The organism is Enterobacter sp. FB (assembly GCF_000805795.1).
GTDB classification, from domain to species: domain Bacteria; phylum Pseudomonadota; class Gammaproteobacteria; order Enterobacterales; family Enterobacteriaceae; genus Enterobacter; species Enterobacter roggenkampii.
In genome coordinates this window covers 124,055-147,095 of record NZ_JSZC01000011.1, presented here as the reverse complement: position 1 = coordinate 147,095, position 23,041 = coordinate 124,055, and the positions used below count along the sequence as shown (strand labels likewise).

Here is a 23,041-nt window from a genome sequence, read left to right as displayed (position 1 = left end):
ACTTAATTGCTTGCGTAATGATTCAGGACACCCGTCCCAGGGCGCGTTTTACCGGGCCAAAACTGCGCCGATGGTGTTCGGTTGCGCCATGTTCAGCCAGCCTCTCCAGGTGGAAAGGTGTGGGATATCCCTTATGCTGGGCGAAACCATACTGAGGGTAAGTGAGATCCAGCGCGGCCATTTCGGCGTCGCGTGTCACTTTGGCAATAATAGAAGCTGCGCTAATTTCTGCGACCCGGCTATCGCCTTTGACCACTGCCATTGAAGGCATGGGCAATGCCGGACAGCGGTTGCCGTCAATCAGGACATATTCAGGGGAAATTTTCAGCCCCGCCACCGCACGCTGCATCGCCAGCATCGTGGCATGCAAAATATTCAGCTCGTCTATCTCATGCGGTTCAGCGCGCCCGAGGCTCCAGGCCAGCGCTTTCTCCTGAATCTCACTAAACAGCGCCAGCCGGCGCTTTTCAGACAATTTTTTTGAGTCGTTCAGCCCGACGATCGGCCGAGCCGGATCGAGGATCACCGCAGCGGTCACCACGGCTCCCACTAACGGACCACGACCCACTTCGTCCACCCCCGCCACAAGGTGGGTGTGAGGATAAACAAATTCCATCATTTTGCTAACTCCAGCACCGCATCGGCCGCTTGCTCATCAGCATTACAGCGGATCAGTTGATGCAGTTCGCGGAAGGTATCGTGCATCTGGTGGCTGGTTTTACCGTTGGCGAGCAGCGGCAGCAGGGCCTCCGCCAGCGCCTGCGGCTGGCATTCATCCTGCAGCAGCTCTTTCACCAGCTCGCGCCCGGCAAGCAGGTTTGGCAGGGAGACGTAATCTGTTTTCACCAGACGTTTTGCCAGCCAGAAGGTAAACGGCTTCATGCGGTAACCGACCACCATCGGGCATTTCGCCAGCATACACTCCAGCGCCGCCGTGCCGGAGGCCAGTAGTGCCGCATCGCTCGCATACATCGCTTCCCGCCCCTGCCCGTCCAGAAGACGGACGTGAAGATCCGGGGCGACGTCAGCTTTGATGCGCTCAAACTGCTCGCGGCGTTTGGCATTCACCAGCGGCACGACCACTTCAAGATCGGGCCAGGTCTGGCGAAGAATTTGCGCAGTCTTAAGAAAATCGGCGCTCAGCATCTCAACTTCTGCGCCACGGCTGCCTGGCAGTAAGGCCAGACAGTGCACATCATGCGGGATGCCCAGCGCGTCGCGCACCGCGTTTTTATCCGGATCCAGCGGCATCGCATCCGCCATGGTATGACCGATAAAACGACACGGAACATTAAATCTGTCGTAAAACGCTTTTTCGAAAGGCAGGAAAGCCAGCACCAGGTGGGTGGACCGTCCGATTTTGAAAACGCGTTTCTGTCGCCACGCCCAGACGGACGGACTGACGTAGTGAATCGTCTTAATGCCCTGCTTTTTCAGATTCCCTTCGAGGGTAATGTTGAAATCAGGTGCATCGATACCGACAAACACATCGGGTTTGAGTTCGGTAAAGCGGCGGGTGAGATCGGCACGGATGTGCAGCAAACGGCGTAACCGTCCCAGCACCTCAACGATCCCCATCACGGCCAGCTCTTCCATTTCATACCAGGCTTCACAGCCTTCGGCCTGCATCAGCGGGCCAGCAACACCGACGAAGCGAGCATTGGGTACGCGAGCCTTAAGCGCACGGATGAGACCGGCACCAAGAATATCGCCGGAGGTTTCTCCGGCGACCAGGGCTATCGTAAGCGGACGACTGTCGACCATTAACGAATCAGACCCCTTGTTGAACGGTCAAAGAACTCCATGAACGCGTCCACTTCCGGGTGCTTTTTCGCCAGTTCGGCAATTTCCGGCTTCGCCTCTTCCAGCGTTTTACCGCTACGGTACAGCAGTTTGTACGCGTTGCGGATGGCAGTAATCGCTTCGCGACTAAAACCACGACGCTTGAGGCCTTCGATGTTCACGCCAAACGGCGTGGCATGGTTGCCCTGCGCAATCACATACGGTGGGACGTCCTGCGCCACACCGGAGCATCCGCCGACCATCACGTGCGCACCAATGATGCAGAACTGATGGACTGCGGTCATGCCGCCAATAATTGCGAAGTCATCAACTGATACGTGTCCTGCCAGCGTGGCATTGTTGGCAAGGATACAGCGGTCACCCACGGTACAGTCGTGCGCGATATGCGCATTCACCATAAACAGGTTATCGCTGCCCACCTTCGTCAACCCACCACCCTGTACTGTTCCACGATGAATGGTGACGCTTTCGCGAATACGGTTACGATCGCCGATTTCCACACGGGTCGACTCACCAGCATATTTCAGATCCTGGTTAACTTCGCCGATGGAGGCGAACTGATAGATCTCGTTATTGCAGCCAATGGTCGTGTGACCATTCACCACAACGTGAGATTTCAGTACTGTACCCTCACCAATTTCGACATGGGGTCCAACAATACAAAACGGGCCAATGTGGGCGTTAGCACCAACGATGGCACCCGTTTCCACAATGGCGGTAGGATGAATAAAGGCGGATTTATCAATCACGTATCAGGACTCCCGGCTACGAGCACACATCATCGTCGCTTCGCAAACAACTTTACCGTCAACCAGCGCTACGCCTTTGAAGCGAGTCAGGCCACGACGCGTTTTTTCAAAAGTGACTTCCATGATCATCTGATCACCAGGCACGACAGGGCGCTTAAAGCGCGCTTCGTCAATACCCGCGAAGTAATACAGCTCACCGGGTTCCAGTTTACCGACGCTTTTAAACGCCAGAATACCGGTAGCCTGAGCCATCGCTTCCAGAATCAACACACCCGGGAAGATAGGTTTACCAGGGAAGTGCCCCTGGAAGAACGGCTCATTCACGGAAACATTTTTCACTGCGCGCAGAAAACGACCTTCTTCAAAATCCAGCACACGGTCTACCAGCAGAAACGGGTAGCGGTGCGGCAGAAGTTCTAAAATCTCTTCAATATGCAGAGTATGAGTGTCAGTAGTCAAAATACTCTTCCTGTCAAAATGTACTGATAACAATAATAACACGGCCTGCCGGTTTATTAGAAAGCCGACAGGCCGGGAAAAATAGCGTTAAACGGATGACGCTTAGTCTTGTTGATCGATCTTGCGCTCAAGGGACTTGAGGCGCTTGCTCATATCATCAATGTTCATCACCAGAGCTGCTGTTTTACGCCATACCTTGTTGGGCTGGAGCGGAATGCCGGAGGAATAGACGCCAGGTTCAGTGATAGGACGCATTACCATGCCCATTCCCGTCACGGTCACCTTGTCGCAGATTTCCATATGGCCATTAATCACGCTCGCACCGCCAATCATGCAATAACGGCCAATTTTCAGGCTGCCCGCCATGATGACGCCACCCGCAACCGCGGTATTGTCGCCAATCACAACGTTATGCGCAATCTGGCACTGGTTATCGATGATAACACCATTGCCAATGATCGTGTCGTCAAGCGCGCCACGGTCAATGGTGGTACAGGCGCCGATCTCCACGCGATCGCCAATAATAACGCGACCAAGCTGCGGGATCTTAACCCAGTTACCGCGATCGTTAGCGTAACCAAAGCCATCAGAACCAATCACGGTGCTGGACTGGACGAGGCAGTTTTCGCCAATTTCAACGTCATGGTATACGGACACATTCGCCCATAAACGGGTCCCGGCGCCGATTTTCGTATTTTTCCCAACGAAGCAGCCCGGGCCAATGACGACGTTATCGCCCAGCTCGACGCCGGATTCGATAACCGCATTCGCACCAACGGCGACGTTGTTACCCAGCCTGGCCGTCTCATCAATCGCTGCGCTGGCAGCAATGTTCTGGGCCGGTTGCGGCGTGGTATCAAGAATTTGAGCCATGCGTGCATACGTCAGGTAGGGGTTTTTCACTACCAGCGCGCTTACAGTGGCAAATGGAAGATCGTCCTGCGTCAGAACAACAGCTGACGCCTGGCATTGAGCCAGTTGCTCACGGTACTTAGGGCTTACCATGAAGGTAATCGTGCCAGCTTTAGCAGATTGCATGGACGCAACAGCGGTGATGACGATATCGCCATCACCGTGTAATTCTGCATCCAACTGCTGAGCTAAATCAGCCAGTCGAATTGAAGGCATTACTTATTTAACCTGTTTCAGAACGTCAGCAGTGATGTCTTTAACATCTTTGCTGTTGAAAGCGACGGCGTTCGCATCAACAACCAGATCGATGCTCTGATCGGCAGCCACTGCTTTAACAGCGGTCTGAATGCGAGTCACCAGCTTGCCGCGTTCTTCGTTAGAACGACGCTGACGATCCTGCTCGAAAGCCTGCGCTTTCTGGGAGAACGCCTGGCGCTGAGCCATTACGTCTTTTTCCAGCTTGCTGCGGTCGCTTGCCTTCATGGTAGAACCATCACGCTGCAGACGCTGCATTTTGGACTGAAGATCGTTTTCCATACCCTGCAGTTCGCTTGCACGGCCTTTGAATTCGTTTTCCAGAGTCGCAGAAACACCTGTTTTCTGTGCAACCTGCTGGAACAAATTACCCATGTTGACGATTGCAATTTTGTCTGCTGCCTGAGCAGAAGTTGCCATCGCTAAACCGAGACCTGCAGCTAATAACCACTTTTTCACAATTAACTCCTTACCATCCCATTGGCACCAGAAGGTACCGTTCTTTGCGTGGCAAGGCGACCGTATTACCGATCGCCAGTTGTCAGCGCTACACTGCCAACGCATTCCTTTGCAGCGGATTATTACCAGGTTTTACCAATGTTAAACTGGAATTGCTCCGCTTTGTCTCCATCATATTTCTTAAACGGCTGGGCGTAAGAGAAGACCAACGGCCCCAGCGGTGACATCCATTGTAATGCGATACCGGCAGACATGCGAATATTGCTCGGATCGCTGTAGTCAGGAACGCCAGCTGCACGCATCTGGGCAGTGTTCTCCCAGTTGGTATCCCACACCGTACCCGCATCCCAGAAGAAGGATGTACGGACGGAGTTCGCATATTTATCACTAATAAACGGCGTTGGCGTGATGAACTCCAGACTGGCAACGGCCATAGCGTTACCGCCGACTGCGTCATCAGAACTACAGACTTCTGATGAGGAAGACTTATCGCAGTTATCTTTGTCGTTCCCGCCGTAGTAAACCGCTTTCGGACCAATGTTGTTGGACTGGAAGCCACGAACGGTACTGGAACCACCGGCATAGAAGTTTTCATAGAACGGCATCTCTTTGCCGCCTAAACCATCACCATAACCCCAACGGGTACGACCCAGAACCACCCACTTGTGATCGTCATCGATCGGGAAGTAGGACGCAGTATCGAGCGTCACCTTATAGAACTCGTTATCGGAACCCGGGACGGTAACTTTACCGTTCAGGTTGACGCGAGAACCTTCCGTTGGGAAGTAACCACGGTCGAGACGGTTATAGGTCCAGCCGTAGTTGAAGGTGAAGTCATCCGCAGCGAAACCGTTGTTATCGCTGTTTTTGCTGGCCGACTGACCGATAGAGTCCAGATAACGCCACATGGCCACCTGCGGTTGCATATTGGACAGGTCGTTATGCACGTAACCTAAGCCCGCTCGCAGGGTGTTGTATTCGTTAATCGGGAAGCCAAGCGTTCCGTCCACACCGTAACTCTTGTTGGTGTAGGAGGACAGATCCGCATCGTCGGCTTTAAAGTCGTTATAGAAGATACGACCGCCCAGGCTCACACCGTCAACGGTGAAGTATGGGTTCGTTACAGAGAACTCAGAGTAGGTCTGATAGTCGTTTTTGGTACCGTTAATGCCGACAGAGTAACCCGTACCCAGCCAGTTATCCTGCTGCACGCCAACCTGGAAGCTGACGCCGCTTTCAGTACCGTAGCCCACACCAAAGTTAAAGCTACCGGTGTTACGCTCTTTCACTTTATAAACGACATCAACCTGATCCGGGCTGCCCGGTACGCGCTGGGTATCAGTATCAACCGTTTCAAAATAGCCCAGACGGTTCAGACGCTCTTTACCCTGATCAACGAGATCGCTACCTAACCATGCGCCTTCCATCTGACGCATTTCGCGACGCAGAACGGAGTCTTTGGAGGTGTCGTTACCGACGAAGCGGATCTTACGCACGTAGAAACGGTTACCCGCGTCAACATTCACGTTCAGCTTAACGGTTTTATCCGCGTCATTGATTTCCGGCTGAGTCTGTACGCGCGGATAGGCATAACCATAGCGGCCGAGCAGCTTCTTAATGCTGTCTTCCATTTTGGTGACTTTGGATCCGCTATAGAGATCGCCTGGCTGAATTTTGGTCAGCGATTCGATTTCAGCAGAATGCCCCGCCAGATTACCACTCACCTCAACACCCGAAAGCTTGTACTGATCGCCTTCCGTGATGTTGATCGTAATGTAGATGCCTTTCTTGTCCGGCGTCAGGCTCACCTGCGTCGAGTCGATGTTGAAACGCGCGTAACCACGATCCAGATAGTAGCTGCGCAGGGTTTCAAGGTCGCCCGCCAGTTTCTGTTTCTGGTATTTGCGATCGCCCACCACGTTCCACCACGGCACTTCATCGCGCAGCTGGAAGGTGGAGATCAGTTCGTCGGTGCTGAACGCGTGGTTACCCACAATGTTGATCTGCTGGATCTTCGCAGAGACACCTTCCTGGAAGACCAGCTTCAGGTCAACACGGTTACGCGGCAGCGGAGTCACAACCGCTTTCACGCTGGCGCTGTATTTACCGACGCTGTAGTAGAAGTCTTCCAGACCTTTTTCAATGTCTGAAAGGGTTGTGCGGTCCAGAGACTCCCCCACACGAACACCGGATGCTTCAAGGTTTTGCTTGAGCATGTCATCTTTCACCGACTTGTTACCGGAGAAAGTGATACTGGCGATCGTTGGACGTTCTTTTACCTGTACCAGCAGGGTATCACCATCACGCAGGACGCGGACATCCTCGAAGTTGCCGGTGGCAAACAGAGCACGGATGGTATTACTGATATCATCATCATTAACCGTATCGCCGGGGCGCACAGGCATACTGAGGAGGGCCGCACCAACGGCGACACGCTGAAGGCCTTCGAAATGAATGTCTTTCACTACGAACCCGTCAGCACCGTATACGGTGGCGCTGCTAAACAGCAGCGACGCTATGAGCAACTTTTTCATCGCCATCGTTATTATGCGTTCTTCCTAACTAACTCTCTTACAACCGAGAGAAATCATTGAAAAGTGCAAGCCCCATTAACAGCACCAGCAAAATCGAGCCAATGCGATAACTAAAGTCTTGAACTCGCTCGGATACCGGCCCGCCTTTTAGCTTTTCAATCGCTAAAAACAGCAGATGACCCCCGTCTAAAACGGGAAGCGGGAACAGGTTGATTATCCCAAGGTTCACGCTAATGAGCGCGAGGAACATGAGATAGTAAATCACCCCGAATTCCGCTGACATCCCAGCCCCCTGGGCAATCGAAATTGGCCCACTGAGGTTGTTCAGTTTCACATCACCGGTTATCAATTTCCCCAACATGTTGACCGTCAGCTTCATCAGTTGCCATGTTTTATCCGTGGCTTCAAGGATGGCGCTGAACGGCCCATACTGGCGTATTGTCTTGTACTCATCTGGCAGCGGGATCACTTTTGGCACAACGCCTGCAAACCCTTCTGCCTTCTTGCCGACCGACTTCGTATCCGGGATCAGCGTCAGCGAAAGCGGACTGCCCTGCCTTTCAACTTCCAGCGCGAGAGACGTACCCGGATTATCGCGCACAAGAGTAACAAAGGTCATCCACTCTGTTAATGGTTGACCATCGACTTTAACGATCCTGTCGCCTGCTTGCAAACCCGCTTTGCTCGCCGCCGAGTTTGCCTGTACTTCGGCTAATACCGGCTCGATCTGCGCGCCGCGTGGACGAATGCCCAGCGCAGCGACGGGATCCTCTTTGTCTGGCTCGAAACGCCATTGACGTAAATCGAGCACTTTGTCCTGACGGGCGTCTGACCCAAATGGCGATACGCTGATGGTGGTCTGCGGATCGCCAATTTTAGCAACCAGCTGCAGTCGCACGGCATCCCAATCAGGGGTTTCGATGCCATCAATCGCTTTAAGTTCCATCCCGGATGTAATTTGCGCACTCGCCGCGATGGAGTTGGGGGCAATGTCACCTACTACCGGACGCACGCCAGGGACGCCGATGATAAACACCAGCCAGTAAGCGAAAATCGCAAAGATGAAGTTGGCTACCGGTCCGGCAGCGATGATGGCGGCGCGTTGTCCAACGGTTTTATTGTTGAATGCGCTGTGTCGCAGTTCAGGCGCGACAGGCTCGACGCGTTCGTCGAGCATTTTGACGTAGCCGCCCAGCGGGATAAGGGCGATGACAAATTGCGTACCGTGGCGGTCGGTGCGCGTCCAGAGTGATTTACCAAAACCGATGGAAAATCGTTCTACGCGCACGCCACAGCGGCGAGCAACCCAGAAATGGCCAAATTCATGCACGGTAATCAGTACACCCAGTGCAACTATGAACGCCGCCAGATTCCAGAGAATGCTCAGCATAAAACCTTCCGTTAAATCGTCCCGAATACCAGTAAAAGCAAACACGCAAACACTGGAACAGCCGCTGTCAGGCTATCAATGCGATCCAGTATACCGCCATGCCCTGGAATCAGGTGTCCACTGTCCTTAATCCCTGCTTCACGCTTGAACATACTTTCGGTTAAATCACCGAGCACGGAGGCAAGCGCAGCAAAAATCGAGCACACCAGCAGTATTGATGGTGCCACTTCAAGATTCGCCCAGACGCCGTAGCCCCAGGAGATGATCGCGGCCGTAAACAAACCGCCGATAAATCCTTGCCAGGTTTTGCCCGGAGAAACCTTCGGTGCCAGCTTATGTTTGCCAAACAGTTTACCAAACATATAGGCCCCGGAGTCAGCCCCCCAGACGAGAATCATCACATAAAGCAGCCAGATCGCACCGCTGTAGTGGTTTTCGTCGTAGTGCCAGGCGCGCAGCGCAACCATACCCCAGAAAAAAGGAATAATGGTGAGCAAACCAAAAATCAGTCGCAGCACTTTTGAATGACGCCACAACGCCGCGGAGCCGGGATAAAACAGCACCAGCAACAGCGCGGCAACCCACCAGGCCAACGATATCCACAAGGAACCAGCCACCAGAGGCTGATGAATATCATGATGATATTCAGGCAACGTGAACAGCATTACGGCCAGAATAAAGCCACAAAGTACCGCAAGCCATACTCGCTGCGTACGCGAGGTAAAGCCGCTAAACTGTCCCCATTCCCACGCGGCGAGCATGCACACCACCAGCGTAACAATAGCGAATCCCACCGGGGGCAGCAAAAACAGCGCCGCAATGACAATGGGTATTAATACAAAAGCGGAAATCAGGCGATACTTCAGCAAAAGCTACCCCCATCAGGCGTTGTCGCCACCAGGCTCGGTGCCGCCGAAACGACGCTCTCGATTGGCAAAGGCATGCAGCGCACCTTCAAAGTCTTGTTCATCAAAATCGGGCCAAAGAACATCTGTAAAGTAAAGTTCGGCATAGGCAATTTGCCATATCAAAAAGTTACTTATGCGATGTTCTCCCCCTGTCCTAATTACTAAATCCACAGGTGCCAGTTCATTCATGCAGATTTGCTTGCTCAGCGCTTCTTCATCAATTTGGTCGGGTCTCAACAGCCCTTCCTGAACCTGTTCGGCGAGATGCCGAACGCCCTGGATAATATCCCAGCGTCCGCCGTAATTCGCCGCAATATTCAGCGTCAGACCGGTATTATTTTCAGTCAGCGCCTCTGCTTTACGAATCCGTTCCTGCAAACGTGAGTTAAAACGACTGGTATCGCCAATGATACGCAGGCGGACGTTGTGGCGGTGCAGGCTTTTTACTTCGCTGTCTAGCGCCCACACAAACAATTCCATCAACGCAGTCACTTCCTGCAGCGGTCGATTCCAGTTTTCACTGCTAAAAGCATAGAGCGTTAACGCATCAATGCCGTTATTGGCGGCAAAAGAAACGGCGCGGCGAACGGATTTCGCCCCAGCTTTATGCCCAAAGGCTCGTATCTTCCCTTGTCTTTTCGCCCAGCGGCCATTGCCATCCATAATGATTGCTACATGACGGCAGCCATGAGCTGGCAAGTTTTCGCTTATTGGTTGATTCGCAGACAACATAACGCGTTTTTTGTCCCTGAAAAGGATTTAACGGTACTCAGGAATACTGAAGCCGATACATAAAAAAGCCGTGTCAAACCACGGCTCACCTGACCACGTAAAGTCAAATACCTGCGATCAGGTGGCGCAGACTATATCACTGAAGCCCAACGCTAACAAATAGCACGACGACTAGTGGTTGCTTTATCACCAGCTTGCGAGACGTGTCACCTGTTGGCGCGCAATATTACGCGCAGCTGCATCCACCGTTAGCACCTCTTCCACGCTCTGTGGTTCGCGCAAATCCATCATCTCCAGTACCGATAAATTTAACGCCGCAATATCGGTAAAACGAATTTGCTGATTCAGAAATGCTTCAACGGTAATTTCATTGGCTGCATTCAGTGCCGTTGTCGCCGCCTGCCCCTGGTCAAAGGCCGTCATTGCAAGCTTCAGACAAGGGTAACGGTCGTAGTCTGGTTCACTGAACGTCAGGGAACTTAGCTTGCAGAAATCAAGCGGCTTCACGCCGGACTTCACTCGATTCGGCCACGCCATGGAATGGGCAATCGGCGTACGCATATCCGGTTCGCCCAGCTGCGCCAGCACGCTGCCATCCTGATAACGCACCATCGAATGAATCACCGATTGCGGGTGAATCAGTACTTCCATCTGTTTCGCTGACGCATTAAACAGCCAGCGCGCTTCAATGTATTCCAGACCTTTATTCATCATGGTGGCAGAGTCAACGGAGATTTTACGCCCCATCGACCAGTTCGGATGGCGGCACGCCTGATCCGGCGTCATTGCACGCAGTTCAGACAGTGGCGTTTCACGGAACGGGCCACCTGACCCGGTAAGCAGAATCGACACGACGCCATTCTGCTCCAGGTCAGCGTACCCCAGGTTCTGTTGAAAAGGTTGCGGTAAACTCTGAAAAATCGCGTTGTGCTCGCTGTCGACGGGCAAAAGACGTGCGCCGCGCTGCTTCACCGCCTCCATGAACAGGCGTCCGCAGGTAACCAGCGACTCTTTATTGGCCAGCAGAACATCCTTACCGGCATCAATCGCGGCAAGCGTCGGCAATAATCCTGCCGCCCCGACAATGGCCGCCATTACCTGATCCACCTCATCCAGCGCCGCCATCTCGCAGGCCGCCTGTTGGCCACTCAGCACCTCGGTTCGACTGCCCTTCTCAAGCAGCTGTGCTTTCAGCAGGCGCGCGCTCTCTTCGTCATCCATCACCGCATAGCGGGGCGTAAACTCCAGGCACTGCTCAACCATTCGCTGCACATTCTTACCGGCCACCAGCGCTGTCACGGTGTAAAGTTCAGGATTATGGCGAACAACGTCGAGAGTGCTGCAACCAATAGAGCCGGTTGAGCCAAGGAGTGTTAAATGCTTCATGAGATGCCCGAAAAGTTAGACCATTTAAAAGCAAAACGCCGCCAGCAAGACCCAAAGTCCCTCTGAACGGCGTTTATCAGTGTACGACAGAAATCAGAACTGCATCAGTTCCGCTTCTTTATCTGCCAGCGCCGCATCAATTTTCTTGATGGCAGCGTCAGTCATTTTCTGAATGTCGTCCTGAGAACGACGATCGTCATCTTCACTGATCTCTTTTTCTTTCAGCAGCGCTTTTACTTTATCATTCGCGTCGCGACGGACGTTACGCACGGATACACGACCCTGCTCAGCTTCGCCACGTACCACTTTGATCAGGTCTTTACGACGCTCTTCGGTCAGCGGTGGCAGTGGAACGCGGATGTCAGCCCCCGCAGAGCTTGGGTTCAGACCGAGGTCAGACGCCATGATCGCTTTCTCAACCGCCGGGCCCATAGAACGATCGAATACGTTGATTTTCAGCGTACGGGTATCTTCTACCGTCACGCTCGCCAGCTGACGCAGAGGGGTTGGCGTACCGTAGTACTCGACGATGATGCCATCCAGCAGGCTTGGGGAAGCACGGCCAGTACGGATTTTGCTGATTTGGGTTTTGAACGCTTCTACGCATTTTTCCATGCGTACTTCAGCATCTTTTCTGATGTCGTTAATCACGTTACGAATCCTTGAAAACTTGTCTCAGGCAGACTATCCGCCAGCACAGCGCTACAGGTGTGCTAAGTATAGTCGCGTTTAATTCATGACAACGCCAAAGGCGCGCCCGGGTAAGATACCACTACAAAATAAAGCGGAATCTTACCTGTATTTATCGTCAACGGAAATTATTCCGTGATCAAAGTGCCTTCTTTTTCGCCCATGACCACGCGACGCAGTGCGCCAGGTTTGTTCATGTTGAAGACACGAATTGGCAATTTGTGGTCGCGAGCCAGCGTGAAGGCGGCAAGATCCATCACTTTCAGCTCTTTATCCAGCACTTCGCTGTAGCTCAGCTGATCGTACATGGTGGCAGAAGGATCTTTTGCCGGGTCGGCAGTAAACACGCCATCGACTTTGGTCGCTTTCAGTACCACATCAGCTTCGATCTCGATACCGCGCAGGCAGGCAGCGGAATCGGTCGTAAAGAACGGGTTACCCGTACCGGCGGAGAGGATCACCACGCGGTTGTTGCGCAGCAGGCTGATAGCTTCTGCCCAGCTGTAATTATCGCATACGCCATTCAGGGGGATCGCGGACATCAGGCGGGCGTTCACATAGGCGCGATGGAGCGCATCACGCATCGCCAGGCCATTCATCACGGTTGCCAGCATACCCATGTGGTCGCCCACAACGCGGTTCATCCCCGCTTTCGCCAGACCAGCACCACGGAAAAGGTTGCCACCGCCAATGACCACGCCAACCTGGATGCCCAGTTCGACCAGTTCTTTGATTTCCTGTGCCATGCGATCAAGGATGCTTGCGTCAATACCGAAGCCTTCCGATCCCTGCAGCGCTTCGCCACTCAGCTTAAGCAGAATGCGTTTGTACACGGGTTTTGCATTGGTAGCCATGTTTCTTTCCTGAGACTGTCAACGATTAAGATGGGGGTTAATTCTGGCGACATGATATGCCGCAAATCAGTACAGCGATACTGGAGCCTGTCTGATTTCCTGTGACGGGTGACAAAAAGAAGCCGCCCTCAGGCGGCTCCTTTTCAATCATTAAGACTGCTTGGACATTGCAGCAACTTCTGCTGCGAAGTCAGTCTCAACTTTCTCGATGCCTTCGCCCACTTCGAAGCGGATGAAGCCAGTTACGTCAGCGTTGTGCTCTTTCAGCAGCTGAGCAACAGACTTGCTTGGGTCCATTACGAATGGCTGGCCAGTCAGAGAAACTTCGCCGGTGAATTTCTTCATGCGGCCTTCAACCATTTTCTCTGCGATTTCTTTTGGTTTACCAGACTGCATCGCGATGTCCAGCTGAACCTGGTACTCTTTCTCTACCACTTCAGCAGACACGTCTTCTGGCTTAACGAATTCTGGCTTGCTTGCAGCGATGTGCATTGCCAGCTGTTTAACCAGCTCTTCGTCAGCGCCTTTAGCCGCAACCAGAACACCGATACGAGCACCGTGCTGGTAAGAACCCAGAACGTCGCCTTCCAGAGAAGCAACGCGACGGATGTTGATGTTCTCACCGATTTTAGCAACCAGCGCAACACGCTCTTCTTCGAACTGTGCTTTCAGAACTTCAACGTCAGTGATTTTGCCAGCAACCGCTGCGTCCAGAACTTTGTTAGCAAATGCCTGGAAACCACCATCTTTAGCAACGAAGTCAGTCTGGCAGTTAACTTCCAGAATGATGCCGTAGGTGCCGTCGATCTTAGTGATGATCACGCCGTCAGCAGCAACGTTGCCTGCTTTTTTAGCTGCTTTGATCGCACCGGATTTACGCATGTTTTCGATTGCCAGCTCGATGTCGCCGTTCGCTTCAGTCAGCGCTTTTTTGCAATCCATCATGCCTGCGCCAGTACGCTCGCGCAGCTCTTTTACCAGGGATGCGGTAATTTCAGCCATTCTTAAATCCTCGGGAGATGTGAACTGCCCGGCCGGGGGCCAAACAGTGTAAATTGAAAAAAGGGGCCGGTAATGGGCCCCTATTCATACACGGTACTAATAAGGGGTAAAACCTTATTATTCAGCTTCTACGAAGCTTTCTTCCGCCTGAGAAGCCAGATCCTGGGAACGGCCTTCACGAACGGTAGCAGCTACAGCGCTCAGGTACAGGCTAACAGCACGGATTGCGTCGTCGTTACCCGGGATAACGAAGTCAACACCGTCCGGATCGGAGTTGGTATCAACGATAGCGAATACCGGGATACCCAGGTTGTTAGCTTCTTTGATAGCGATGTGCTCGTGGTCTGCATCGATTACGAACAGCGCGTCTGGCAGGCCGCCCATATCTTTGATACCGCCCAGGCTGTTTTCCAGCTTGTCCAGTTCACGAGTGCGCATCAGCGCTTCTTTCTTAGTCAGCTTGTCGAAAGTACCGTCCTGAGACTGGGTTTCCAGATCTTTCAGGCGCTTGATGGACTGACGAACAGTTTTCCAGTTGGTCAGCATGCCGCCTAACCAGCGATGGTTCACAAAGAACTGGTCGCAGCTGTTAGCAGCATCTTTCACAGCTTCGCTTGCAGCGCGCTTAGTACCAACGAACAGAATCTTACCTTTACGGGAAGAGATCTTGTTCAGCTCAGCCAGGGCTTCGTTGAACATTGGTACAGTTTTCTCAAGGTTGATGATGTGAACTTTGTTACGTGCGCCGAAGATGAAAGGCTTCATTTTCGGGTTCCAGTAACGGGTCTGGTGACCAAAGTGAACACCAGCCTTGAGCATGTCGCGCATGGAAACAGTTGCCATGTTTAAAACCTCTATATTGAAAGTTGGGGTTATGCCTCCACGTATCCCATATTACCGACCCCGAAGGGCACCCCGGAATATGTGCCGATACGTGTGTGTTGTTACACAAAGTGAGATTTGTCGCTCCCGTCCAGCCTGTGTATCTGAGATGGATCGGAAGTCCGGCGCGCTTTATACCACAAAACACGACCAGAAACCAACAGTTGTTGGCGGAGTGTGCTGTTAATGATTCTCAATTTGGCACGGAGCGTGCCTGACTGATACCATTGACGACACTTAGACTAGTATTGTCGAAAAAATCGACACCGATGGACAGATTACATGGCTATCTCTATTAAGACACCTGAAGAAATTGAAAAGATGCGCGTCGCCGGTCGTCTGGCCGCGGAAGTGCTGGAAATGATCGAGCCGTTCGTGAAGCCGGGCGTCAGCACGGGTGAACTGGACCGCATCTGTAACGACTATATCGTGAACGAGCAGCACGCGGTTTCCGCCTGCCTCGGCTACCACGGTTTCCCAAAATCCGTCTGCATCTCTATTAATGAAGTGGTGTGCCACGGCATTCCTGACGATGAAAAACTGCTGAAAGACGGCGATATCGTCAACATCGACGTGACCGTCATTAAAGACGAGTACCACGGTGACACCTCAAAAATGTTCATCGTTGGCAAGCCGACCATCCTGGGCGAGCGCCTGTGCAAAGTCACCCAGGACAGCCTCTACCTGGCGCTGAAAATGGTGAAGCCGGGTATTCGCCTGCGTACTATCGGCGCCGCAATTCAGAAATTTGTGGAAGCGGAAGGGTTCTCCGTGGTGCGCGAATACTGCGGTCACGGTATTGGCCGCGTCTTCCATGAAGAGCCGCAGGTTCTGCACTACGATGCAGACGACGGCGGCGTCGTGCTGCAAAAGGGCATGACCTTCACCATCGAGCCAATGGTCAACGCCGGTGACTACCGCATCCGCACTATGAAAGACGGCTGGACGGTGAAAACCAAAGACAGAAGCTTGTCTGCCCAGTACGAGCATACTATTGTGGTAACAGACAACGGCTGCGAAATTATGACGTTGCGCAAGGATGACACCATCCCGGCGATACTGACGAACATTGAGTGATAAGAAGCCGGCAAATGCCGGCTTTTTTAATGGCGATAGCTTTTTCTTATGGGTGGCGCACGATGAGTAATCTTTTACCCGAACAGTATGCTAATACAGCCCTTCCCACCCTCCCCGACCAGCCCGATAACCCGGGCGTCTGGCCGCCGCACGAGCTGACCTGCGCGCATATTAAAGCCCATATGGATGTTTTCCATCGCTGGCTGGGTAGCGCGTTCGATGCAGGCGTATCTGCCGAGCAGCTCATTGAGGCGCGCACCGAGTTTATCGACCAGCTCCTGCAGCGTCTATGGATCGACTACGGTTTCGGGCAGGTTAGCGACGTCGCGCTGGTTGCCGTCGGGGGCTATGGCCGCGGTGAGCTGCATCCGCTTTCCGATATCGATCTCCTGATCCTAAGCCGCAAAAAGCTGCCGGACGAACAGGCGCAAAAAATCGGCGAGCTTCTGACCCTGCTCTGGGACGTGAAGCTGGAAGTCGGCCACAGCGTTCGCACCCTGGAAGAGTGTCTGCTGGAAGGGCTATCGGACCTGACCGTTGCCACCAACCTGATTGAAACACGTCTGCTGATTGGCGACGTCGCGCTGTTCCTGGAGCTGCAAAAACACATCTTCAGCGACGGCTTCTGGCCGTCAGAAAAGTTCTTCGCCGCGAAAGTCGAGGAGCAAAACCAGCGCCACCAGCGCTACCACGGCACCAGCTATAACCTTGAGCCTGACATTAAAAGCAGCCCCGGCGGCCTGCGCGACATCCACACGTTACAGTGGGTCGCCCGTCGCCATTTCGGCGCCACCTCGCTGGACGAGATGGTTGGCTTCGGTTTTTTAACCGAGGCGGAGCGTAACGAGCTCAACGAGTGTCTGCACCTGCTGTGGCGCATCCGCTTTGCCCTGCATCTGGAGGTCACCCGCTACGATAACCGTCTGCTGTTTGACCGCCAGCTCAGCGTGGCGCAGCGCCTGAATTACCAGGGCGAAGGTAACGAGCCGGTTGAGCAGATGATGAAGGATTTCTTCCGCGTCACCCGCCGGGTGACCGAGCTGAACCAGATGCTGTTGCAGCTGTTCGACGAGGCCATTCTGGCCCTGACGGCGGACGAAAAGCCGCGCCCGATTGATGACGAATTCCAGCTGCGCGGTACGCTTATCGATCTGCGCGACGAAACGCTGTTTATCCGCGAGCCGGAAGCGATCCTGCGGATGTTCTACACCATGGTGCGCAACAGCACCATCACCGGGATCTACTCCACCACCCTGCGCCATCTGCGCCACGCGCGCCGACATCTGACGCAGCCTTTGTGTTACATCCCGGAAGCGCGCTCGCTGTTCCTGAGCATGCTCCGCCACCCGGGTGCCGTCAGCCGCGGGCTGCTGCCGATGCACCGCCACAGCGTGCTGTGGGCCTATATGCCGCAGTGGTCGCACATCGTCGGGCAGATGCAGTTCGACCTGTTCCACGCCTACACGGTGGATGAACACACCATCCGCGTGATGCTCAAGCTGGAGAGCTTTGCGAAAGAAGAGACGCGCTCCCGCCACCCGCTGTGCGTGGAGCTGTGGCCGCGCCTGACCCATCCGGAACTGATCCTGATTGCCGCCCTGTTCCACGACATCGCCAAGGGCCGCGGCGGCGATCACTCGGTGCTCGGCGCGCAGGACGTGCTGAAATTTGCCGAACTACACGGCCTGAACTCACGTGAAACGCAGCTGGTGGCCTGGCTGGTGCGCCATCACCTGCTGATGTCGGTCACCGCGCAGCGTCGGGACATTCAGGACCCGGAAGTCATTAAGCAGTTCGCGGAAGAAGTTCAGACGGAAAACCGCCTGCGCTATCTGGTCTGCCTGACGGTGGCGGATATTTGCGCCACCAACGAAACCCTGTGGAACAGCTGGAAGCAGAGCCTGCTGCGCGAGCTGTACTTCGCTACCGAAAAACAGCTGCGTCGCGGGATGCAGAACACGCCGGACATGCGCGAGCGCGTGCGTCACCACCAGCTTCAGGCGCTGGCGCTGCTGCGGATGGATAACATTGATGAAGAGGCGCTACATCAGATTTGGGCTCGCTGCCGCGCCAACTATTTTGTCCGCCACAGCCCAAACCAGCTGGCGTGGCACGCGCGGCATCTGCTCAAGCACGATCTGTCCCAGCCGATGATCCTGCTAAGCCCGCAGGCCACGCGCGGCGGAACGGAGATTTTCATCTGGAGCCCGGACCGGCCTTATCTGTTTGCTGCCGTCTGTGCCGAGCTGGACAGGCGTAACCTGAGCGTGCATGACGCGCAGATTTTCACCACCCGCGACGGCATGGCCATGGACACCTTTATCGTGCTGGAGCCGGACGGCAGCCCGCTGTCGTCGGACAGGCATGAAGGGATACGTTTTGGTCTGGAGCAGGCGATTACCCAGCGCAGCTGGCAGCCCCCGCAGCCGCGTCGCCAGCCGGCAAAATTGCGCCACTTTACCGTGGATACCGAGGTCAATTTCCTGCCGACCCACACCGATCGTAAATCGTTCCTGGAGCTGATCGCGCTCGACCAGCCAGGGCTGCTCGCCCGCGTCGGCCAGGTTTTTGCCGATCTGGGAATTTCGCTTCATGGGGCCCGAATTACAACGATTGGCGAGCGAGTAGAAGATTTATTTATAATCGCCACCGCCGACCGGCGTGCCCTTAATAATGACCTGCAGCTTGAAGTGCAACAACGGTTGACAGCAGCCCTCAATCCAAACGATAAAGGGTGATATGTTTTTTAGTGAAATGGAAAGAGTAAACAATGCAGCAGTTACAGAACGTTATTGAGTCCGCTTTTGAGCGTCGCGCCGAGATTACCCCGGCAAATGTGGATACCGTGACCCGTGAAGCGGTAAACCAGGTGATTTCCCTGCTGGATTCCGGCGCACTGCGCGTGGCAGAAAAAATCGACGGTCAGTGGGTCACTCATCAATGGCTGAAGAAAGCCGTGCTGCTCTCTTTCCGCATCAACGATAACCAGGTTATCGACGGAGCAGAAAGCCGCTACTTCGATAAAGTGCCAATGAAGTTCGCTGACTACGACGAAGCGCGTTTCCAGAAAGAAGGTTTCCGCGTGGTGCCGCCTGCGGCGGTGCGTCAGGGTGCCTTCATCGCACGCAACACCGTGCTGATGCCATCCTACGTGAACATCGGTGCCTACGTTGATGAAGGCACCATGGTGGATACGTGGGCAACGGTTGGTTCCTGCGCACAGATCGGGAAAAACGTTCACCTGTCCGGCGGCGTGGGCATCGGCGGTGTTCTGGAGCCACTGCAGGCTAACCCAACCATCATCGAAGATAACTGCTTCATCGGCGCGCGTTCAGAAGTGGTGGAAGGCGTGATCGTGGAAGAAGGTTCCGTGATCTCCATGGGCGTTTACATCGGCCAGAGCACCCGTATTTACGACCGTGAAACCGGTGAAGTGCATTACGGTCGCGTTCCGGCGGGCTCCGTGGTGGTTTCCGGCAACCTGCCGTCCAAAGATGGCAAATACAGCCTGTACTGTGCGGTTATCGTGAAGAAAGTGGATGCGAAAACGCGCGGTAAAGTGGGCATCAACGAATTGCTGCGCACCATCGATTAATCGGGTATAACAAAAAGCGGGGGCAACCCCGCTTTTTTTATATCTGAGGGTGGCGAAAATAGATTTTTTCGTTAATTATTCAAAGGTTATGTTGAGATCAAGGGTACCGCTATGTACGATAATCTGAAAAGTCTGGGCATTACCAATCCTGATGAAATTGATCGTTACAGCCTCCGCCAGGAAGCCAATAACGATATTTTGAAAATCTATTTTCACAAGGACAAAGGAGAGTTTTTCGCCAAAAGCGTGAAGTTTAAATACCCACGCCAGCGTAAGACCGTTGTTGCTGACGGTGTAGGACAGGGATACAAAGAAGTACAGGAAATCAGCCCTAACCTGCGCTATGTGATCGATGAACTCGATCAGATCTGCCAGCGCGACCGCACCGAAGTCGATCTCAAGCGCAAGATCCTTGACGATCTGCGTCACCTTGAAAGCGTTGTTACCAATAAGATCAGCGAGATTGAAGCGGATCTTGAGAAGTTAACCCGCAACAAATAAGCCGTTTTATTGCCCGGTGGCGCTTCGCTTACCGGGCCTACGAACGCATGTAGGCCGGGTAAGGCGAAGCCGCCCCCCGGCAAACAGCATCATCTCTGTTCATCCAACTGCAGCGCCACATACAGCAGCAGCCTGTCATCGAAATTTCCCAGATCTAACCCCGTCAGCTCTGAAATTCGATTTAACCGATACTCCAGGGTATTGCGGTGGATAAACAGCGCTTTTGACGTCGCCAGCGGCTGCACGTTATGACGGAACCACGCCTGCAGCGTCCGGCGCAGCAGGCCGTTATTGTCCATGGCTTTCAGGCGCGCCAGTGGCCGCGCAAGCTCATTGGCCTGCCAGCCCCCGCGCAGGCTGTCGAGCAGCACCGGCAGCATCAGGTCCTGATAGAAATAGCTGCGGCTTTCCGGCATTCGCTGCTTACCCACCATCATGGTGGTGCGCGCGGTTCGCCAGGAGCGGGCGATACTGCCCGGACCGGTAAAGTAGTTGCCCAGCGCAACGCGAAAACGCAGCTGACCATTCTCTTTCATACGGGAAATTAACTGCTCCACGCGACGGCGATGATCGTCCGCATCCCAGCGGCCAAACGCATTGAGCGCCGGTTTGAGCACCACCATCTCCGTCAGAGAGACGATCGCCACCAGGTTATCGCGCTCCGGCGTCGCCAGTGCATTTTGCAGCTGCTGCAGCTCGGCCATCGCGCTGTCTACGCCCAGCTGGCCGCTGTCAACCTCAATGACCGCCACCACGCGCGGCTGGTTCAGATCGATCCCCAGACGCTGGGCCCATTCACTGAGCGCAGGCGTATGCTCCTCTGCCTGAATAAGGTTCATCACCAGCTCTTCGCGCAGGCGGCTGTCCTGAGCCAGCAGGTGCATCAGCCGCGACTGCTCCAGCATCATCTCCGCCGTCATGCAGACCAGCTCACCGTATTTTCGCAGTGACTCAGGCTCGCCGGTGAGGCCGATGACCCCCACAATCTCGCCTTCAAGGCGCAGCGGTAAATTGATGCCCTGACGGACGCCGTGCAGGTGTTTCGCTACCGCATCGTCGATATCGACCACGCGCCCCTGGGAGAGCACCAGCAGCGCGCCTTCGTGCAATTCCCCAATACGCTCGCGATCGCCACTGCCAATAATGCGCCCGCGGGCATCCATTACGTTGATATTGGTATCAATGATGCGCATGGTGCGCGCCACAATATCCTGCGCCATTTTGGTATCAAGATGCCAGCCAGCCATAGAACCCTCCCGTGAGCAGAGCTCAAGCATAGGGAAGTTCAGCGACGCCTGCATTGTGCAGATGCACAAAGAGAGAGGAAGAAGTGTGGACTTGTGTGAAAGGTCACAGAAACGAGGAAAGCCCCTGCGAACAGGGGCTTCAGAGGATTACTGCATCAGCAGGTAAATAGAGGTGTCACCACGCTGGATATTCAGCGCCAGCACGGAAGGTTTGCTGTCGAGGATCTTACGCAGTTCAGCGATGTTTTTCACCGGCTGCTGGTTAGCGCCCATGATCACATCGCCTTTTTTCAGGCCGATACGGGCTGCCGGTGAATTCGCCTTCACGTTATTCACCACTACGCCTTTATCTGCGCCTTTGTTGCTCATCTCGGCGCCTTCAATCCCGCTGAAGATGGTGCTGGAGTCCACCTGATTCTGGCTGCTCTGCTGCAGCTCCAGGCTGACGTTAACCGCCTTGCCGTCGCTCAGCAGACCAAGGGTCACTTTGCTGCCGATAGGCATAGAGCCGACTTCCGCACGCAGGGCGGCAAAGCTGCTGATCGGTTTACCGTTCAGGGAGGTGATCACATCCCCCGCTTTAATGCCCGCTTTAGCGGCAGAGGAGTTCGGCATCACCTGGCTGACGAATGCCCCGCGCTGGGCGTCAACCTTCATTGCCTTAGCCAGTTCGGAGTTCAGTTCCGTACCCAGGATACCCAGCTCACCGCGTTTCACCTGGCCATACTGCACCATCTGCGCGGTCAGGTTTTTCACCATGTTACTTGGGATAGCAAAGCCGATCCCGATGTTGCCGCCGTCCGGTGCCAGGATCGCGGTGTTGATACCGATCAGCTCGCCGTTCAGGTTCACCAGCGCGCCGCCGGAGTTACCGCGGTTGATCGCCGCATCCGTCTGGATGAAGTTTTCATAGTTTTCGGCATTGAGGCCGCTGCGGCCCAGTGCAGAGACGATACCCGAGGTCACGGTTTCACCCAGACCGAACGGGTTACCGATCGCCACGGTATAGTCACCCACGCGCAGCGCGTCGGAGTCGGCAATTTTAATCGCCGTCAGGTTTTTCGGATCCTGAATCTGGATCAGCGCGATGTCGGAGCGTGGATCTTTGCCGACCACTTTGGCGTCAAACTTACGGCCATCGCTCAGCTGAACCTTAATGCTGCTCGCGTTATCGACAACGTGGTTGTTAGTGACGACATAGCCTTTCGCTGCATCAATGATTACCCCCGAGCCAAGCGCCATGAATTTCTGCTGCTGGCCGCCGCCCTGGTTGTCATCCCCTGCGCCACCGCCCTGACAGAACGGAGAGCTCTGGAATGGCGAACCGTCCTGGCAGAACGGCGAGTTGTCGCCGAAGAACTGCTGGAAGTTACGCGGCATGCGCGGCGTATTGACGGTCGTGCTACCCTCAACGTTAATACTCACCACCGATGGCATCACTTTTTCGAGCATCGGTGCCAGGCTTGGCATCTGCTGCGCGGTTGCTGCCGACGACGCGGTCTCGGCTGCAGTAGCAGTCAGAGGAGACAGCGCTAAACCTAAACTCAGAGCCAGTGCACTCATTGCTAATGTGGTTTTTTTCATGTTTCTCAATCTCGATTTACAG

21 protein-coding genes are annotated in these 23,041 nt (G+C 54.3%); 4 read left to right on the top strand and 17 right to left on the bottom strand.

Annotation, left to right across the window (positions count from 1 at the left end; translation table 11 throughout):
* Positions 1-22: 22 nt before the first annotated feature.
* The 15 genes from rnhB to rpsB form a co-directional block, all read right to left on the bottom strand.
* Positions 23-619 carry a ribonuclease HII gene (rnhB, locus tag PI91_RS06630; RefSeq protein ID WP_008501897.1) on the bottom strand — a complete coding sequence of 199 codons (597 nt, stop codon included), beginning with the start codon at positions 617-619 and terminating at the stop codon, positions 23-25.
* Positions 616-1,764 carry a lipid-A-disaccharide synthase gene (gene lpxB / locus PI91_RS06625; protein ID WP_039265709.1) on the bottom strand — a complete coding sequence of 383 codons (1,149 nt, stop codon included), beginning with the start codon at positions 1,762-1,764 and terminating at the stop codon, positions 616-618. The genes rnhB and lpxB overlap by 4 nt, the downstream gene beginning before the upstream one ends.
* Positions 1,764-2,552, bottom strand: coding sequence for an acyl-ACP--UDP-N-acetylglucosamine O-acyltransferase (gene lpxA / locus PI91_RS06620; protein ID WP_008501899.1), 789 nt, complete (start codon positions 2,550-2,552; stop codon positions 1,764-1,766). The genes lpxB and lpxA overlap by 1 nt, the downstream gene beginning before the upstream one ends.
* A gap of 3 nt (positions 2,553-2,555) precedes the next feature.
* Positions 2,556-3,011, bottom strand: coding sequence for a 3-hydroxyacyl-ACP dehydratase FabZ (gene fabZ / locus PI91_RS06615; protein WP_010426706.1), 456 nt, complete (start codon positions 3,009-3,011; stop codon positions 2,556-2,558).
* Between the two features lie 102 nt (positions 3,012-3,113).
* Positions 3,114-4,139: a UDP-3-O-(3-hydroxymyristoyl)glucosamine N-acyltransferase gene (gene lpxD, locus PI91_RS06610; protein ID WP_008501901.1), complete on the bottom strand. Its 1,026-nt coding sequence runs from the start codon at positions 4,137-4,139 to the stop codon at positions 3,114-3,116.
* Positions 4,140-4,142: 3 nt separating this feature from the next.
* Positions 4,143-4,637, bottom strand: coding sequence for a molecular chaperone Skp (skp, locus tag PI91_RS06605; protein WP_008501902.1), 495 nt, complete (start codon positions 4,635-4,637; stop codon positions 4,143-4,145).
* Positions 4,638-4,759: 122 nt separating this feature from the next.
* Positions 4,760-7,177 (bottom strand): outer membrane protein assembly factor BamA, encoded by a 2,418-nt coding sequence (gene bamA / locus PI91_RS06600; protein WP_039265708.1) that lies wholly within the window; start codon positions 7,175-7,177, stop codon positions 4,760-4,762.
* Positions 7,178-7,208: 31 nt separating this feature from the next.
* Entirely contained in the window at positions 7,209-8,561 is a 1,353-nt protein-coding gene (rseP, locus tag PI91_RS06595; RefSeq protein WP_008501905.1) for a sigma E protease regulator RseP, read from the bottom strand.
* Positions 8,562-8,572: 11 nt separating this feature from the next.
* Positions 8,573-9,430 (bottom strand): phosphatidate cytidylyltransferase, encoded by an 858-nt coding sequence (gene cdsA / locus PI91_RS06590; RefSeq protein WP_008501906.1) that lies wholly within the window; start codon positions 9,428-9,430, stop codon positions 8,573-8,575.
* Positions 9,431-9,442: 12 nt separating this feature from the next.
* Positions 9,443-10,201 carry a (2E,6E)-farnesyl-diphosphate-specific ditrans,polycis-undecaprenyl-diphosphate synthase gene (ispU, locus tag PI91_RS06585; protein WP_021240487.1) on the bottom strand — a complete coding sequence of 253 codons (759 nt, stop codon included), beginning with the start codon at positions 10,199-10,201 and terminating at the stop codon, positions 9,443-9,445.
* Positions 10,202-10,387: 186 nt separating this feature from the next.
* The gene (gene ispC / locus PI91_RS06580; protein ID WP_008501908.1) at positions 10,388-11,587 is read right to left on the bottom strand and encodes a 1-deoxy-D-xylulose-5-phosphate reductoisomerase; all 1,200 of its coding nucleotides are present in this window, start codon (positions 11,585-11,587) and stop codon (positions 10,388-10,390) included.
* A gap of 93 nt (positions 11,588-11,680) precedes the next feature.
* A complete protein-coding gene (frr, locus tag PI91_RS06575) occupies positions 11,681-12,238 on the bottom strand; it encodes a ribosome recycling factor (protein ID WP_008501909.1) in 558 nt (185 codons plus the stop codon).
* Positions 12,239-12,405: 167 nt separating this feature from the next.
* Entirely contained in the window at positions 12,406-13,131 is a 726-nt protein-coding gene (pyrH, locus tag PI91_RS06570) for a UMP kinase (protein ID WP_008501910.1), read from the bottom strand.
* Between the two features lie 150 nt (positions 13,132-13,281).
* On the bottom strand, positions 13,282-14,133 hold the full coding sequence (tsf, locus tag PI91_RS06565) for a translation elongation factor Ts (RefSeq protein ID WP_014830708.1): 852 nt from the start codon (positions 14,131-14,133) through the stop codon (positions 13,282-13,284).
* A 117-nt stretch (positions 14,134-14,250) separates the two neighbouring features.
* The gene (rpsB, locus tag PI91_RS06560; protein WP_003856207.1) at positions 14,251-14,976 is read right to left on the bottom strand and encodes a 30S ribosomal protein S2; all 726 of its coding nucleotides are present in this window, start codon (positions 14,974-14,976) and stop codon (positions 14,251-14,253) included.
* 321 nt (positions 14,977-15,297) lie between these two features.
* On the opposite strand from rpsB, the gene map reads away from it, so the two are divergent.
* The 4 genes from map to PI91_RS06540 all read left to right on the top strand — a co-directional run bounded on the left by map (position 15,298) and on the right by PI91_RS06540 (position 20,188).
* On the top strand, positions 15,298-16,092 hold the full coding sequence (map, locus tag PI91_RS06555; RefSeq protein ID WP_008501913.1) for a type I methionyl aminopeptidase: 795 nt from the start codon (positions 15,298-15,300) through the stop codon (positions 16,090-16,092).
* 62 nt (positions 16,093-16,154) lie between these two features.
* Positions 16,155-18,830, top strand: a complete 2,676-nt coding sequence (gene glnD, locus PI91_RS06550) for a bifunctional uridylyltransferase/uridylyl-removing protein GlnD (RefSeq protein ID WP_023345458.1) — start codon at positions 16,155-16,157, stop codon at positions 18,828-18,830.
* Positions 18,831-18,862: 32 nt separating this feature from the next.
* Complete coding sequence (dapD, locus tag PI91_RS06545; protein ID WP_008501915.1) at positions 18,863-19,687, top strand: 2,3,4,5-tetrahydropyridine-2,6-dicarboxylate N-succinyltransferase; 825 nt, start codon at positions 18,863-18,865, stop codon at positions 19,685-19,687.
* Positions 19,688-19,798: 111 nt separating this feature from the next.
* Positions 19,799-20,188: a DUF3461 family protein gene (locus tag PI91_RS06540; protein WP_008501916.1), complete on the top strand. Its 390-nt coding sequence runs from the start codon at positions 19,799-19,801 to the stop codon at positions 20,186-20,188.
* 89 nt (positions 20,189-20,277) lie between these two features.
* On the opposite strand, the gene cdaR is transcribed toward PI91_RS06540, so the two are convergent.
* Both cdaR and degP read right to left on the bottom strand, forming a co-directional pair.
* Positions 20,278-21,435, bottom strand: coding sequence for a DNA-binding transcriptional regulator CdaR (gene cdaR / locus PI91_RS06535; protein WP_008501917.1), 1,158 nt, complete (start codon positions 21,433-21,435; stop codon positions 20,278-20,280).
* Between the two features lie 147 nt (positions 21,436-21,582).
* Positions 21,583-23,019 (bottom strand): serine endoprotease DegP, encoded by a 1,437-nt coding sequence (gene degP / locus PI91_RS06530; RefSeq protein ID WP_039265706.1) that lies wholly within the window; start codon positions 23,017-23,019, stop codon positions 21,583-21,585.
* Between the last annotated feature and the right edge of the window lie 22 nt (positions 23,020-23,041).